Annotated in this window: 13 protein-coding genes and 1 tRNA gene; 13 read left to right on the plus strand and 1 reads right to left on the minus strand. The window is 64.3% G+C overall.

Annotated features, from left to right (window positions below; translation table 11 throughout):
• The first annotated feature begins 4 nt into the window (after window positions 1-4).
• Together ACSSV4_RS10985 and ACSSV4_RS10990 are read left to right on the plus strand one after the other, a co-directional pair.
• Window positions 5-1,012 carry a phosphotransferase enzyme family protein gene (locus ACSSV4_RS10985; RefSeq protein ID WP_454275189.1) on the plus strand — a complete coding sequence of 336 codons (1,008 nt, stop codon included), beginning with the start codon at window positions 5-7 and terminating at the stop codon, window positions 1,010-1,012.
• Window positions 1,013-1,037: 25 nt separating this feature from the next.
• Complete coding sequence (locus tag ACSSV4_RS10990; RefSeq protein ID WP_454275190.1) at window positions 1,038-1,454, plus strand: hypothetical protein; 417 nt, start codon at window positions 1,038-1,040, stop codon at window positions 1,452-1,454.
• Between the two features lie 142 nt (window positions 1,455-1,596).
• On the opposite strand, the gene uvrB is transcribed toward ACSSV4_RS10990, so the two are convergent.
• Entirely contained in the window at window positions 1,597-3,801 is a 2,205-nt protein-coding gene (uvrB, locus tag ACSSV4_RS10995) for an excinuclease ABC subunit UvrB (protein WP_454275191.1), read from the minus strand.
• Window positions 3,802-3,898: 97 nt separating this feature from the next.
• Here uvrB and ACSSV4_RS11000 point away from each other — a divergent pair, with 97 nt between their 5' ends.
• From ACSSV4_RS11000 to ACSSV4_RS11050, 11 genes are all read left to right on the plus strand, one after another.
• Window positions 3,899-4,096, plus strand: coding sequence for a hypothetical protein (locus tag ACSSV4_RS11000; protein ID WP_454275192.1), 198 nt, complete (start codon window positions 3,899-3,901; stop codon window positions 4,094-4,096).
• A gap of 119 nt (window positions 4,097-4,215) precedes the next feature.
• Window positions 4,216-6,156, plus strand: coding sequence for an acetate--CoA ligase (gene acs, locus ACSSV4_RS11005; RefSeq protein ID WP_454275193.1), 1,941 nt, complete (start codon window positions 4,216-4,218; stop codon window positions 6,154-6,156).
• 13 nt (window positions 6,157-6,169) lie between these two features.
• Entirely contained in the window at window positions 6,170-6,856 is a 687-nt protein-coding gene (locus ACSSV4_RS11010) for an adenylate kinase (protein WP_454275194.1), read from the plus strand.
• Between the two features lie 69 nt (window positions 6,857-6,925).
• A complete protein-coding gene (locus ACSSV4_RS11015; protein WP_050662583.1) occupies window positions 6,926-7,186 on the plus strand; it encodes a DUF4212 domain-containing protein in 261 nt (86 codons plus the stop codon).
• Between the two features lie 14 nt (window positions 7,187-7,200).
• Window positions 7,201-8,985 (plus strand): sodium:solute symporter family protein, encoded by a 1,785-nt coding sequence (locus ACSSV4_RS11020; protein WP_454275195.1) that lies wholly within the window; start codon window positions 7,201-7,203, stop codon window positions 8,983-8,985.
• 116 nt (window positions 8,986-9,101) lie between these two features.
• Window positions 9,102-10,943, plus strand: a complete 1,842-nt coding sequence (locus ACSSV4_RS11025) for a DUF294 nucleotidyltransferase-like domain-containing protein (RefSeq protein WP_454275196.1) — start codon at window positions 9,102-9,104, stop codon at window positions 10,941-10,943.
• Window positions 10,944-10,946: 3 nt separating this feature from the next.
• Complete coding sequence (locus ACSSV4_RS11030) at window positions 10,947-11,453, plus strand: hypothetical protein (RefSeq protein ID WP_454275197.1); 507 nt, start codon at window positions 10,947-10,949, stop codon at window positions 11,451-11,453.
• A 34-nt stretch (window positions 11,454-11,487) separates the two neighbouring features.
• Complete coding sequence (locus ACSSV4_RS11035; RefSeq protein ID WP_074786131.1) at window positions 11,488-11,868, plus strand: response regulator transcription factor; 381 nt, start codon at window positions 11,488-11,490, stop codon at window positions 11,866-11,868.
• Window positions 11,865-13,931 carry an exonuclease domain-containing protein gene (locus ACSSV4_RS11040; RefSeq protein WP_454275198.1) on the plus strand — a complete coding sequence of 689 codons (2,067 nt, stop codon included), beginning with the start codon at window positions 11,865-11,867 and terminating at the stop codon, window positions 13,929-13,931. Before ACSSV4_RS11035 ends, ACSSV4_RS11040 begins: the two co-directional genes overlap by 4 nt.
• A gap of 56 nt (window positions 13,932-13,987) precedes the next feature.
• Window positions 13,988-14,061 (plus strand) — tRNA-Gly (locus ACSSV4_RS11045).
• Between the two features lie 88 nt (window positions 14,062-14,149).
• On the plus strand, window positions 14,150-15,946 hold the full coding sequence (locus ACSSV4_RS11050) for an ABC transporter transmembrane domain-containing protein (RefSeq protein WP_454275199.1): 1,797 nt from the start codon (window positions 14,150-14,152) through the stop codon (window positions 15,944-15,946).
• The last annotated feature ends 66 nt before the right edge of the window (window positions 15,947-16,012 follow it).

Raw genomic sequence — 16,012 nt, forward strand, 5'->3', positions numbered from 1 at the left:
TAATATGTCGGGAACAGACATGCCGCTGGAGGACTTGCTGGTCCATCTGGGCAGGCTGGCACAGCAATCGCTCGCTCTCTGGGACCTGCCCGAGGGTGCGCGGGCGCGGTTCATCAACGTGTCGGAGAACGCCACCTATCTTGTGGAGGCATCGGGTGGGTTCAGCGCAGTGCTGCGCATCCACCGCGAAAATTACCATACCCGCCGAGCCATCGAGTGCGAATTGGCCTGGCTTGAGGCGCTGGATGCCAAGGGTGTGGTGACCACGCCCGGTGTCCATGTCGGATGCGATGGCGATCCAATTCAGGTAGGTCGCATCGACGGGTTGGCAGAGCCACGTTTCATGGTGCTGTTCCACTTCGTAGAGGGCGATGCCCCGGACGAGAGCGGTGATATGACCGGCGGGTTCGAGGAACTCGGCCAGATCGCCGCGCGCTGTCACGACCACGTGCTGAGTTGGCGAAAGCCAGATGACTTCCGCCGCCTGACCTGGGACGAGACGGCGGTCTTTGGTCCCGATCCCACTTGGGGCGACTGGCGCGACGCGCCGGACGTTACCCGGGAGGTCGCCGCGGTCCTGGAGAAGGTGGAAGACAAGACGCGCAGGCGTCTGCGTGCCTTTGGCAAGGCCCCCGAACGTTTCAATCTCATCCATGCCGACATGCGGCTCGCGAACCTGTTGGTGGATGCGAAGGGCACCCGGCTGATTGATTTCGACGATTGCGGCTGGGGATGGTTTCTCTACGATTTTGCCGCCGCGATCAGCTTCATCGAGGACGATCCGCGTATACCGGAGCTCAAGGCCGCCTGGGTGCGCGGCTATCGTTCCGTGCGCGCGATGAGCCCCGAGGAGGAGGCCGAGATCGATACCTTCGTGATGCTGCGCCGCATGGCCCTTCTGGCCTGGATCGGCAGTCATATCGAGGCCCCCGAGCCGCAGGCGCTCGCGCCGGGCTTTGCCGAGACCACCGCACGGCTGGGACAGGCCTGGCTGGACAGGATCGGCGCCTGACCGTGAGCTTTGAAAGGGGGTCGACATGAGCGACTGGAAGACCGCATTCCGCAGTTTCTACTACGCGACGGCAGAGGCAAGCGTCAGGCAGGCGGTGTCAGTGGCGCGGTTACGTTCGACCTCTGACAGCACAGCATTCGCGGCGGTGGGGTTGAGGGGGCGGAGATGGTCGTCTTGGGCTGTCTGGCTGGCCAGAGCGCGGACCGACCGGAGCGGATCAACCACGCCGCGCGGAGAGGGCAGCCACGGTCTCGCTGTCGACGCGCGTGAACGGCTCTGCATCAATCGCGCGCAAGTGGGCACGTTCGTCTTCGGTGAAGTCTGGCGCACCTGCATGGGGGCGATGAAGCCATCCACGATCTCGGCCAGCGTGGCGCGATGCGGCGTCAAGGTGGGCGTCGGCGCGTTCCATCAGGGGTCGAAGCCGGGTATCCATACCTGAACAATAGCAAATGAGGTGCTGGGTCGCCAGAGGGCGGGTGCGATCATTTCGATTTAACGGGTGTCATGCTCCGGCCTGACCGGAGCATCCCTGAGAGAGATTGCCCGGTCAAGCCGGGCGATGACGGGGTCTTTTAGCGCAATCATGCGCCCTTTTTCCGCCGCTTCACGTTCCCGCCCCTTTGTCCCGGACGCCCCGCCGTGGAGCGACCGCGCGAGCCGACGGCGGCGTCGCTTGCCTTTTCCACCGCCTGCTGCCGGGCCAGAGGATCGTCGGCCACCGCCAGATCCACCGCTTCCAGCCGCTTGACCTCGTCGCGCAGGCGGGCGGCCTCTTCGAATTCGAGGTTCTCGGCGGCCTTGCGCATGTCGGTGCGCAGCCCTTCCAGCACCGCTTGCAGGTTTGCCCCGGCCAGAGGTTTGTCGACCTTCGCGGTCACGCGGTTCATGTCCACGTCGCCCTTGTAGAGACCCTGCAGGATGTCATCGACATTCTTGCGGATCGTGGCGGGGGTGATGCCGTGTTCCTCGTTATAGGCGATCTGCTTGGCGCGGCGGCGGTCGGTCTCGTCCATCGCTCGCTGCATCGAGCCGGTGATGCGGTCGGCATACATGATGACGCGCCCCTCGGCGTTGCGCGCGGCGCGGCCGATGGTCTGGATGAGTGAGGTTTCGGAGCGCAGGAACCCTTCCTTGTCGGCGTCCAGTATGGCCACGAGACCACATTCGGGGATATCCAGCCCCTCGCGCAGAAGGTTGATGCCGATGAGCACGTCGAAGGCGCCAAGGCGCAGGTCGCGCAGGATCTCGATCCGCTCGATCGTGTCGATGTCGGAATGCATGTAGCGCACGCGGATGCCCTGTTCGTGCAGGTATTCGGTCAGGTCCTCGGCCATGCGTTTGGTCAGCGTCGTGCAGAGCGTGCGATAGCCCGCCTCGGAGACCCGGCGCACCTCGTCGAGGAGGTCGTCGACCTGGGTCTCGACGGGGCGGATTTCGACCTGCGGATCGAGCAGCCCGGTGGGGCGGATCACCTGTTCGGTGAAGACGCCGCCGGTCTGCTCGATTTCCCATTTGGCGGGGGTGGCGGAGACGAAGACCGATTGCGGGCGCATCGCGTCCCATTCCTCGAACTTGAGGGGGCGGTTGTCCATGCAGGAGGGCAGGCGAAAGCCGTGCTCGGCCAAAGTGAACTTGCGCCGGTAGTCGCCCTTGTACATGCCGCCGATCTGAGGCACCGAGACGTGGGATTCATCCGCGAAGACGATGGCGTTGTCGGGGATGAATTCAAAGAGCGTGGGGGGCGGCTCTCCGGGGGCGCGGCCGGTAAGGTAGCGTGAATAGTTCTCGATGCCGTTGCAGACGCCGGTCGCCTCGAGCATCTCCAGATCGAACTGCGTGCGCTGCTCCAGCCGCTGCGCCTCCAGGAGTTTGCCCTCGCCGACAAGCTGGTCGAGCCGCTGGCGCAGCTCCTTCTTTATCCCGATGATCGCCTGCTGCATCGTCGGCTTGGGCGTCACGTAGTGGCTGTTGGCGTAGACCCGGATCTGGTCAAAAGTGTCGGTCTTTTCGCCGGTCAGCGGATCGAATTCGGTGATGCTCTCCAACTCCTCGCCGAAGAAGCTGAGCCGCCAGGCGCGGTCCTCGAGGTGGGCGGGAAAGATTTCGAGGCTGTCTCCGCGCACCCGAAAGCTGCCGCGCTGGAAGGCCTGATCGTTGCGCTTGTATTGCTGCGCCACCAGATCGGCCATGATCTTGCGCTGATCATAGCTTTCGCCGGTTTTCAGGTCTTGCGTCATCGCGCCATAGGTCTCGACCGAACCGATGCCGTAGATGCAACTGACCGAGGCCACGATGATCACGTCGTCGCGTTCCAGAAGCGCGCGGGTGGCAGAGTGGCGCATCCGGTCGATCTGTTCGTTGATCTGGGATTCCTTCTCGATATAGGTGTCGGAGCGGGCGACATAGGCTTCGGGCTGGTAATAGTCGTAGTAGCTGACGAAGTATTCGACCGCGTTTTCGGGAAAGAAATGCTTGAACTCGCCGTAAAGTTGCGCGGCCAGCGTCTTGTTGGGCGCAAGGATGATGGCGGGGCGCTGCGTCTCCTCGATGATCTTGGCCATGGTGAAGGTCTTGCCGGTGCCGGTCGCGCCCAAGAGCACCTGATCGCGCTCACCCGTGCGCACGCCCTCGCTCAGTTCCGCGATGGCGGTGGGCTGATCGCCCGCAGGTTCGAACGTGGTCGCAAGAACGAAGCGTTTGCCGCCTTCGAGCTTTTCGCGGGTTTTCACATCCGGCGCGGGGTGGGCGAGGACCGCTTCGGAGCTGTCGGAATGGGCATATGGCATCGCGGGTCTCCTTTGTGCCAAAGATGGCGTGTCTCGCGACGGGTGCAAGCCCCTTCCTCTGGCCGATGCCCGGCGACGCGAATCGTCGGGAGCGGATATGACGCCACGTCATTTCAATGCCGTGCGGCCGAGTGCCGCAGCCACGCGGGTGGCGGCGTTCTATGACCGGAATGCGGCACTGCGACATGTGCCACCCGCAGGAATTGCAGCGCCGGGCGCGCAAAAGCTCAACGAAAGCCACTCAGTAAAAGAATTTACAAAAATCTTGTGGAGAAAGTTAGAGATTTTCACATAAATCGTCATGTTTATGGCGAAAGTGTTAATTTTTTACGTATTCCTCGGTATAGTATCCCATGGAGCACAACACCGCATGACCGGCTGTCATCTGGTGTCAGGGATGGAGGACTTAAAGCCATGGATGATGTCATTAATGCTGCAGGTGCGAACGCGCGTGGATATCACATCGACGCCGAAGCCTATGACCGCATGTACACGCAGTCAATTCAGGATCCGCAAGAGTTCTGGGGCGAGCACGGCAAGCGGCTCGATTGGATCAAGCCCTACACCAAGGTGAAGAATGCCTCGTTCGACTATGCCAACGTGTCGATCAAGTGGTTCGAGGATGGCACGCTGAATGTCGCGGCCAATTGCGTTGACCGGCATCTGGCGACACGCGGCGATCAGACCGCGATCATCTGGGAACCGGACGAGCCCACCGATGAGGCGCTGCATATCTCTTACCGCGAGTTGCACGCGCAGGTCGGCAAGATGGCCAACGTCCTCAAGTCTCTGGGTGTCGAGAAGGGCGACCGCGTGGTGATCTACCTGCCGATGATCCCCGAGGCGGCCTATGCGATGCTGGCCTGTGCCCGGATCGGCGCCATTCACTCCATCGTTTTCGCTGGCTTTTCGCCGGACGCGCTGGGCGCGCGGATCAATGGCTGTGACGCCAAGGTTGTCATCACCGCCGATCACGCCCCGCGCGGCGGGCGCAAGACCAAGCTCAAAGACAACGTCAATCAGGCGCTGCTGCATGACACCGATGATGTGAAATGCCTTGTGGTGCAGCGCACCGGCGATCAGGTGGCGTGGCGGCAGGGTCTGGATTTCTGGTGGCATGAAGAGGCTGATAAGGTCAGTGCAGACTGCGCCCCTGAGGAAATGAGCGCCGAAGACCCGCTGTTTATCCTCTACACCTCCGGCTCCACCGGCATGCCCAAGGGTGTTGTGCATACCACCGGCGGCTATCTGACCTATGCGTCGATGACGCATGAATACATTTTCGATTATCACGAGGGCGATATCTACTGGTGCACCGCCGATGTGGGCTGGGTCACCGGGCACAGCTATATCGTCTATGGGCCGCTGGCCAACGGGGCCACAACCGTGATGTTCGAGGGCGTGCCGACCTACCCCGATGCGGGCCGGTTCTGGCAGGTCTGCGAGCGCCACAAGGTCACGCAGTTCTACACCGCCCCAACCGCCATCCGTGCGTTGATGGGCAAGGGCACAGGGCCCGTCGAAGGATCGGACCTGTCGAGCCTGCGCCTGCTCGGTTCGGTGGGCGAGCCGATCAACCCCGAGGCCTGGAACTGGTATAACGAGAATGTCGGCAAGGGCCGCTGCCCCATCGTGGACACGTGGTGGCAGACCGAAACGGGTGGCATCCTGATCACCCCGCTGCCCGGTGTGACGCCCAACCCCAAGCCCGGCTCCGCGACCAAGCCGTTCTTTGGTGTCGAGCCCGTGGTGCTCGACGATCAGGGCAATGAGCTGGACGGGGCGACCGAGGGCGTGCTTGCGATCAAGGACAGCTGGCCGGGCCAGATGCGCACGATCTGGGGCGACCATTCGCGCTTTGTCTCGACCTATTTCGAGATGTTCAAGGGCTACTATTTCTCCGGCGACGGCTGCCGCCGCGATGCGGATGGCGATTACTGGATTACCGGTCGTGTCGATGACGTGATCAACGTCTCGGGGCACCGGATGGGCACGGCGGAAGTCGAAAGCGCGCTGGTCGCGCATGCGACCGTCAGCGAGGCCGCGGTTGTGGGCTATCCGCATGATATCAAGGGGCAGGGCATCTATTGCTATGTCACCCTGATGGACGGGGTCGAGGCCACGGACGAGTTGCGCACGCAGCTTGCCAACTGGGTCCGTCAGGAAATCGGCCCGATCGCCAAGCCGGATGTCATCCAATGGGCGCCGGGCCTGCCCAAGACCCGCTCGGGTAAGATCATGCGCCGCATCCTGCGCAAGATCGCCGAGAATGACTTTGACAGCCTTGGCGACACCTCGACGCTGGCCGATCCCTCGGTGGTGGATGATCTCATCACCAACCGCGCCGGGGCATGAGGGGGCTGTGACAATGGACGGAACCAAGTCAGCACAAACCGCCGCCAATCTGGTCCTGCTCGGGCCGCCGGGTGCGGGCAAGGGCACGCAGGCGCGGATGCTGGAAGACGCATTCGGGCTGGTGCAACTCTCGACCGGAGACCTGCTGCGCGCCGCCGTCACGGCGGGCACCGAGGCGGGCCAACAGGCCAAGGCGGTGATGGAGGCGGGCGATCTGGTGTCCGACGAGATCGTCATCGCGATCCTGCGTGACCGGCTGGCGGAGCCGGATTGCGCGCAGGGTGTCATTCTCGACGGCTTTCCGCGCACCACGGTGCAGGCCGAGGCGCTGGATGGGCTGATGGCCGATCTGGGCGCGGGCATCCGGGCGGCGATCAGCCTCGAAGTGGACGACGCCGCGATGGTGACGCGGATTTCCGGGCGGTTCACCTGCGCGGGCTGCGGTGAGGGCTATCACGACACGTTCAAGGCCCCCACCACCCCCGGCACCTGCGACAAGTGTGGCGGCACGGAGATGACCCGCCGCGCCGATGACAATGCCGAAACGGTGGAGAGCCGCCTGCGCGCCTATCACGCGCAGACCGCGCCGCTGATCGACTATTACGACGCGCGGGGCGTGCTCGTCCGCGTCGATGCCATGGCCGAGATCGGCACCGTGGCGCAAGAGCTGAACACGATCGTCAGACAGGCGACCGCGTAAGGGAAGGCCCGCGCCGGGATGGTCCCGGCCCGGTCAGGAGGAAACCTTTGACAAAAGGGAGGACACGCTTTGTCCGATAAGGAAGCCGCAAAGGCATATTGGAAAACCAATGTGCGCATCATTCTCTGGAGCCTGGTGATCTGGGCTCTGGTCTCGTTCGGGTTCGGCATTCTGTTGCGCCCCATGTTGTCGGGGATCGCCGTGGGCGGCACCGACCTTGGGTTCTGGTTCGCACAGCAAGGCTCGATCCTGGTCTTTCTGGCGCTGATCTTCTTCTACGCCTGGCGGATGAACAAACTCGATGCCGAACACGGCGTCGGTGAAGAATAAGGGAGCCGGGGACAATGGATCAGTTTACACTCAACCTGCTGTTCGTGGGCGCATCCTTCGCGCTCTATATCGGCATCGCGATCTGGGCACGCGCCGGATCGACCTCTGAATTCTATGCGGCTGGCCGGGGGGTTCACCCCGTGACCAACGGCATGGCCACTGCGGCCGACTGGATGTCTGCCGCGTCTTTCATCTCGATGGCGGGCCTCATTGCCTTTACCGGCTATGACAACTCCACCTTCCTGATGGGCTGGACTGGCGGCTACGTGCTCTTGGCGCTGCTGCTTGCACCCTATCTGCGCAAATTTGGCAAATACACCGTGTCGGAATTCATCGGTGACCGGTTTTACAGCCCGACGGCACGTATGGTCGCTGTGGTCTGTCTGATCGTGGCGTCGACCACTTATGTGATCGGTCAGATGACCGGCGTCGGCGTGGCCTTTGGCCGGTTTCTTGAAATCTCCAACACCAGCGGTCTGTTGATCGGTGCTTGTGTGGTTTTCGCCTATGCAGTCTTTGGCGGCATGAAGGGCGTGACCTATACGCAGGTCGCACAGTATGTCGTGTTGATCATGGCGTATACGATCCCCGCCATCTTCATTTCGCTGCAACTCACTGGCAATCCGATCCCGCCGCTGGGTCTGTTTGGCGATCACGTCGCCTCTGGCGAGCCGCTGTTGGCCAAGCTTGACCAGATCGTGCGCGAACTGGGCTTCAACGAATATACCGCCCATCATGGCGATACATTCAACATGGTGCTCTTCACGCTGTCGCTGATGATCGGCACGGCTGGCCTTCCGCATGTGATCATGCGCTTCTTCACCGTTCCTCGCGTGGCTGACGCGCGTTGGTCGGCGGGTTGGGCGCTTGTCTTTATTGCCCTGCTTTACCTGACGGCTCCGGCTGTGGGTGCAATGGCGCGTCTCAACATCACCGAACTGATGTGGCCCAACGGCACCGATGCGCAGGCGGTTTCCGTCGAGGATATCGAGACCGACCCCAAGTATGACTGGATGGCCACCTGGCAGAAAACCGGTCTTCTGGGCTGGGAAGACAAGAACGGCGACGGACGGATCCAATACTACAACGACGCCAATGCTGCCATGCAGGAAAAAGCGGCTGCGAACGGGTGGGAAGGCAATGAGCTGACCAACTTCAACCGTGACATCCTCGTTCTTGCCAACCCCGAGATCGCCAACCTGCCGGGTTGGGTGATCGCACTGGTTGCGGCAGGGGGGCTCGCTGCGGCGCTTTCGACGGCTGCGGGTCTGCTTCTTGCGATTTCGTCGGCGGTGAGCCACGACCTGATCAAGGGTCAACTCAACCCGAATATCTCGGAAAAAGGCGAGTTGATGGCGGCGCGAGTGGCCATGGCTGTGGCGATTGCGGTGGCGACCTATCTGGGCCTCAACCCTCCGGGATTCGCGGCGCAGACGGTCGCATTGGCCTTTGGTCTGGCGGCTGCCTCGATCTTCCCGGCGCTGATGATGGGCATCTTTACGAAGGTGAACAACAAGGGTGCCGTGGCAGGGATGTTGGCCGGTCTGATCGTGACGCTGATCTACATCTTCCTGCACAAAGGGTGGTTCTTTATTCCAGACACCAACAGCTTTACCGATGCTGATCCGCTGCTTGGCACGATCAAATCGACATCCTTCGGGGCTGTGGGTGCGATGATCAACTTTGCGGTGGCCTTCACCATCTCCAAGATGACGGCCCCGATCCCGCAAGAGATCGAGGACCTGGTCGAAAGCGTCCGCGTGCCCAAGGGCGCGGCGGCCGCGGCGGCCGGTCACTAAATGATCCGGGCAGGGGCGGCTCTCGGGCCGCCCCCGTCTTTTCGCCCCGCCGATATTTGCGGCCATCCCGGGCGCTTTTAGGTTATTGATCCCGAACACCCCAGAAAGGCCCGGCGATGCCCGAGACCGACCCCGCCCTCATTGACACGCTCTGTGCGCAGCCGCCCTTTGATGCGCTGACGGATGCGATGCGCGCGCGGCTGGCCCCCGGTCTGACGGCGGTGGAGGTGGCGCGGGGTGAGACGCTCTTTGACAAGGGCGCGCCGCTCAAGGGGCTTTATCTGATCGTGTCGGGGGCGTTCGACATCCGCACCGGCGCGCAGGATCTGGTGTCGCACCGGGGACCCGGTGACATCATGGGCGAGCGCGGCTTGCTTCGCGACGGCACCGCGCAGCTGAGCGCCCGCGCGTCAGAGTCGGCGCGGCTGATCCTCATCCCCGGTGCGGAGTTCCTGGTACTGATGGAGGAATGCGACGACATCGCCCGCTGGTTCGCCCGCGCGCGGCCCACCGACCCTGCCGACACCGGGCCCTATGCGACCGGCCTGACTGCGCTTCAGGTCTCTGACCTGATGGCGAAACATCCCGTCACCTGCGGGCCGGAGGCGACGATCACGCAAGTGGCGCGGCTGATGCGCGACCACGTGATTTCCTCGGTCGTGGTGATGCAGAAGGATCAGTTGACGGGCATCATCACGGCCCATGACCTGACCAACAAGGTATTGGCCGAGGGGCTGGATGGGCAGATCAGGGTGGGCCAGGTGATGACGCCCGACCCGGTGACCATTGCCCCCAACCGTCTGGGTCTCGACGCGCTGATGCTGCTGTCGGAGTTGAAGGTCAATCACCTGCCGGTTGCTCAAGGCGGTCGCGTGGTGGGGATGATAGGCAAGACCGACCTTTTCCGCCAACAGGCCGCGACGGCGAGCCACATGGTCGCCGATATCGCCCATGCCGACACGCCCGAGGATATGGCCCATGTGATGGAGCGGGTGCCGGGCCTTCTGGCGCAACTGGTGAAGGCGGGGGTCAAGCCGGCCTCGATCACCCGGCGGATCACCGACATCACCGATGCGATCACCCGGCGGCTCTTGCGACTGGCCGAGGCGCAGTTGGGGCCTGCCCCGGTGCCGTATCTCTGGGCTGCCTGCGGCTCTCAGGGGCGGCGCGAGCAGACCGGGGTCAGCGATCAGGACAATTGCCTGATCCTCGACGACGCGTTCGATGCGGCGGAACACGACGCCTATTTCGCGGCATTGGCCAAATTCGTCAGCGACGGGCTCGATACCTGCGGCTTCTTCTACTGCCCCGGCGACATGATGGCGACCAACCCGCGCTGGCGGCAGCCGCGCCGGGTGTGGCGCGCGTATTTCGCAGGCTGGATCGCGCAGCCCGACAACGAGGCGCAGATGCTGGCCTCGGTCATGTTCGACCTGCGCGCCATCGCGGACGAGGCGGCGCTCTTTGAGAACCTGCAGGCCGAGGTGCTGGCGCAGGCCAAGAAGAACTCGATCTTCGTGGCGCATATGATCTCGAATGCGCTCAAGCATACGGTGCCGCTGGGCCTCTTGCGGGGCTTTGCGCTGATTCGCTCGGGCGAGCACAAGAACACCATCGACCTCAAGCATTCCGGCGTCGTGCCGGTGGTCGATCTGGGGCGGATCTATGCGCTGCTCGGATCACTGGAAGAGGCGGGCACCCGCGACCGGATCGAGGGCGCGCGCGCGGGCGGCGTGATCTCGGAAAGCGGTGCGCATGATCTGCTCGATGCCTATGACCTCATCGCCGAGACCCGCCTGCGCCATCAGGCGGCGCAGATCGCGGGCGGCAAGGCCCCGGACAATTTCATGAACCCGTCCGATCTGTCGGATCTGGAACGCAATCACCTGCGCGATGCCTTCATGGTGGTCAAGACAATGCAATCGGCCCTTGGACAGGCCAGAGGGGCACGGGGATAAATCATGTTCTTTGAACTCATCGCCACATTCGCCGCAGGCGCTGTCGCTGCCGGTCTCGCGCTCATCGCGGGGCATCTGAGCGGCGGACGCCTGCCCAAATGGATCACGCCGGTGGTGGCCGGGTTGGCCATGCTGGGCTATGCGATCTGGTCGGAATATAGCTGGGCCGGGCGCACCACCGACGGGCTGCCCGAGGGGGTGGAGGTGCTGGTCACGGTCGAGGAAACGCGGTTCTGGAAGCCCTGGACCTACGTCATCCCGCAGACCACGCGGATCATGGCGCTGGATCGCGAGAGCGTGCAGACCAACCCGGACGCGCCCGGTATCCTGCTGGCCGATCTCTATTTCTTTGCGCGCTGGACGCCGCCCGCGAAACGCCCGCAACTTGTGAACTGCGCAGAGAGCGCGCGCGCCGATGTGAGTGGTGCGGCGCTGGCTGATCCATCCGAGGCCACGTGGAGGAGCATGGCCGAGGACGATCCGCTGAGCGAGGCGCTCTGCCAGACGTGATGCTGCCGGACATGACCGGGAGAGGAGGCCCGCTATGTCGCAAAAAACCGTTCTGCTCGTCGAGGACGAGGACAATATCGCGCTGGCGCTCACCCATCTGATCGGGCGGGCGGGCTATGCCCTGCGCCGGGTGGCGTCGGGCAATGCCGCGCTCGAGGCGCTGGCCGAGGAGCGCCCCGATCTGGTGGTGCTCGACGTGATGCTGCCGGAGCGTTCGGGCTACGAGATTTGCCAATTGATCCGCCGGGATGCGGCGCTGCGGGGCATCAAGGTGCTGATGATCACCGCAGGCGGCGGCGAGGTGGAGCGGCGCAAGGGCATGGCGGTGGGGGCTGATGCCTTCATGACCAAGCCCTTTGCCGCCGCCGATCTGACCGCGCAGATCAACGCATTGCTGGCGGAGGAGGGGGCATGATCGAGCGTCTCACCAAGCGGCTTGGCCTGCGGCTGCGCTTTGCGCTCTTCTTTGCCGCCCTCGGGCTGGGTGGCGCGGTGCTGATCGCGGGGGCGCTGGTTTTCGGCTATTCCCGCGCGGGCGGGCCGCCCGATGGCTACGTGATCGCGGGGCTGATCGGGGCGCTCGGGCTGCTCGGGCTGGCGGCCTGGATCGGGCTGCTATTTGACGAAAACGTCGCCAAGCCGATCCTGGCGCTCGCCTCGGACCTCACCACCCGCGCCCGCGCCGATGTCGATTTGCAGATCGACGAGGGGCAGGCCAAGCATCTCAGCACGCTCGCCCCCGCCGCCAACGCGATCAACGCCGCGCTATCAGAGGCGCGCGCCGCAAGGCAACGCGCGGTCGAGCGTGAGACCGCCCGCATTGCCCGGGAAAAGGCGCTGTTCGAGGCGCTGTTTCGGGATCTGGGCGAGGGCGCGGTGGTGGCCACGCCCGACAATCGCGTGATGCTCTACAACAGGATGGCGCAGGAGTTGCTGGGCGAGATCGGCCTTGACCGCCCGCTCTCGGCCTTCCTGCGGCCTGAGCCGGTGATGGATGCGCTGTCGCGGATGCAAAAGGCCCGCGTGCGCGGTGAGGTCACCGCCGAGACCTTTCTCGCGGCCTCGGCCGATGGGCAGCGGTTCCTCTTGGGCCGTGTCAGCCCGATCCTGTCGGATGAGGAACTGTCGGGCCATGTGCTGATCTTCCGCGACGCGACCGAGGATCTGAGCGCACATGCCGCCCATGATCACCTCTTCACCGCGCTGATGGAGGGGGTGCGCCGCCCCGCGGGCACCATCGGCGCGCTGCTGGAGGTGCTGCAATCGGTGGATGATCTCGCCCCCGAGGACCGCGCCAAGATGCGGCAGGGGATCGAGGACGAGGTCGCGCGGCTGTTCTCCTGCCTCGATGATTTCAGCGCCCGCCACGCCGCGATCAAGTCGCGCCGCTGGCCGATGTCACCGGTGGCTGTCAACCACGTCTTCGACGGGGTGCGCGCCCATGGAGGTACCGATGTCAGCGTCACCCGCAGCGAGGCGATGCTGGCCTGCGACGGCTTTGCCGTGGCCACGCTGCTGGCCACCATCCTGCGCCACCTGACCGAGGACGGCACGCGCGAGGCGCTGACCCTCTCGTCCGAGGTCGAGGGGGCCGAGACCCGGCTGATCCTTGGCTGGCAGGGCGAGGCGGTGACCGACGGGCAGTTGACCGGCTGGCTGGGCGCGCCGCTCTCGCAGGCTTACGGCGCCTATTCCGGACGCGATGCGCTCGCCGCGCATCAGACCGATATCTGGGCCGAAAGCCATGCTGCCGACCACTGCATCGTGCTGCCGCTGGCCTCGGCCGCGCCGCCCTTGGCCCCCGGTGATGCGCGACCCGAATTCTACGATTTCAACCTGCCCGACGCGCCCGGCGGCGATCTCTCTGACAGGCCGCTGTCGGATATCAGCTTTGTTGTCTTCGACACCGAGACCACGGGTCTCTCGCCGCGCGGCGGGGATGAAATCGTGCAGATTGCCGGTCTGCGCATCGTCAACGGCCGCATCCTGCGCGGCGAGACCTTTGACACATTGGTCAACCCGGGCCGCGCCATCCCGCGCGCCTCGACAAGGGTGCATCACATCACCGACGCGATGGTCGAGGATGCGCCGGGTATCGCCGAGGCCGGGCAGCGATTTCATGATTTCTGCAAGGGTGCGGTGCTGGTCGCGCATAACGCGCCGTTCGATCTGGCGTTTTTGCGGCTCAAGGAGCAGGTGATCGGGCGGCGGTTCGACAATCCGGTGCTCTGTACCGTGCTGATGTCTGCTGGGCTGTTTGATCACACCGGTCAGCACACGCTCGACGCGCTCTGCGACCGGTTCGGCATCACCATTCCGGCGCAGGCGCGCCATACCGCGATGGGCGACACGGTGGCCACGGCCGAGGTCTTCGTGCGCATGCTGGACCTCTTGCAGGCCAAGGGCGTGACCACGCTTGGCGGTGCGATCACCGAAGAGGGGCGGATGACCCGCATCCGCAAGGCGCAGAACTACTGAGTGCCGCTTGGCGTCTTGACCCTCGCCTCATGCTCCACTAACAACGGAGCCGTTGAGCGGGCGTTGTGTAATGGTAAGACCTCAGCCTTCCAAGCTGATGATACGGGTTCGATTCCCGTCGCCCGCTCCAATCCTTTCCCCCTGCGGCTGAACAGCCCCTTGACCCCGGCGCGCCCGCGCGCCAAGACCCTGTGCGAAACGACGAGAGAAGAGGACCGATGGTGCGAAAGGCCGAAAACGGGGCTGATCATCTGGATCGCGAGAGATCGAAGCACGTGAGCGCGCTGGCCGAATTATGGCCGTTCCTGCGGCCCTATCGTCGGCTACTGGCTGCGGCGATTGCGGCGCTGGTACTGACGGCGGCGGTGGCGCTGGTGCTGCCGATGGCGGTGCGCCGGGTGGTCGACAATTTCGGCACCGAGGATGGCGCGCTGCTCGATCAGTATTTCGCAGGCGCGCTCCTTGTCGCGGCTTTGCTGGCGCTTGGCACCGGGGCACGCTACCTGCTGGTGACCCGTCTGGGCGAGCGCGTGGTGGCAGATATCCGCAAGGCTGTGTTCGACCGCGTGATCGGCATGAGTCCCGCGTTCTTCGAGCGGCTGATGACCGGCGAGGTGCTGAGCCGGATCACCACTGACACCACTCTGATCCTCTCGGTCATCGGCTCGTCGATCTCGATCGCGCTGCGCAACCTGCTGTTGTTCATCGGCGGCATGGCCCTGATGCTGCTGACCTCGGCCAAGCTGACCGGGCTTGTCCTGCTGATCGTGCCGCTGGTGATATTTCCGATCCTTTTTCTGGGCCGCAAGATGCGCGTGCTCAGCCGCGAGAACCAGGACTGGATTGCCAACAGTTCCGGCAATGCCTCCGAGGCGCTCTTGTCGGTGCAGACGGTGCAGGCCTTTACCCATGAGGGCGAGAGCCGGGCGCGCTTTGCCGATGTGACCGAGCGCAGCCATGACGCCGCGCGCCGCCGGGTGAACACCCGCGCGCTGATGACCGTGATCGTGATTTTCCTGGTGTTCACCGGCATCGTCGGCGTGCTGTGGATCGGGGCGCGCGATGTGCGGGCGGGCGACATGACGCCCGGCAGCCTGGTGCAGTTCGTGATCTATTCGGTGATGGTGGCGGGTGCCGTGGCCGCGCTGTCGGAAATCTGGGGCGAGTTGCAGCGCGCGGCAGGGGCGACCGAGCGGCTGGTCGAGTTGTTGCAGGCCGATGACCCGGTCAAGGATCCCGGCGCACCGGTGGCGGTGCCGCGCCCGGTGCGTGGCGAGATCGCGTTTGACAGCGTGCGCTTTGCCTATCCCGCGCGACCCGAAACCCCGGCGCTTGACGACTTCAACCTGTCCATCAAGCCCGGCGAGACGGTGGCGCTGGTGGGGCCGTCGGGGGCTGGTAAGACCTCTGTCATTCAGCTGATCCAGCGCTTCTATGACCCCGATGAGGGCCGGATCACGCTTGACGGTGTGGCGCTCTGGGACATGGCCCGGCACGAATTTCGCGCCGATCTCGCGCTTGTGCCACAGGACCCGGTGATCTTCGCCGCCTCGGCGCGCGAGAATATCCGCTTTGGCCGTCTTGACGCGAGCGATGCCGAGATCGAGGCGGCGGCGCGCGCGGCCAATGCGCATGACTTCATCGCGCGCCTGCCCGAGGGCTATGACACCTATGTGGGCGAGCGCGGCGTGATGCTCTCGGGCGGGCAGAAACAGCGCATCGCCATCGCCCGTGCGATCCTGCGTGACGCCGCCGTGCTGCTGCTTGATGAGGCGACATCGGCGCTCGATGCCGAGAGCGAGCGTGCGGTGCAGCAGGCGGTCGATGCGATGGCACGGACCCGCACCACGATCATCGTCGCGCACCGTCTGGCCACGGTGAAAAAGGCCGACCGGATCGTGGTGATGGATCAGGGCCGCATCGTGGCGCAGGGCACGCATGACAGTCTGGTGGCGGAAAACGGGCTTTATGCGCGTCTGGCGCGGCTGCAATTCACCGATGGCGAGGCGGCGTGAAGGGGACGAAGCTGTCGTTGGCACCTTCGGTGCGTTTCGCGCGGGATGCGCTTATGTCTGCTTCAG

The sequence above is a fragment of the Roseovarius sp. MBR-154 genome (assembly GCF_053628595.1).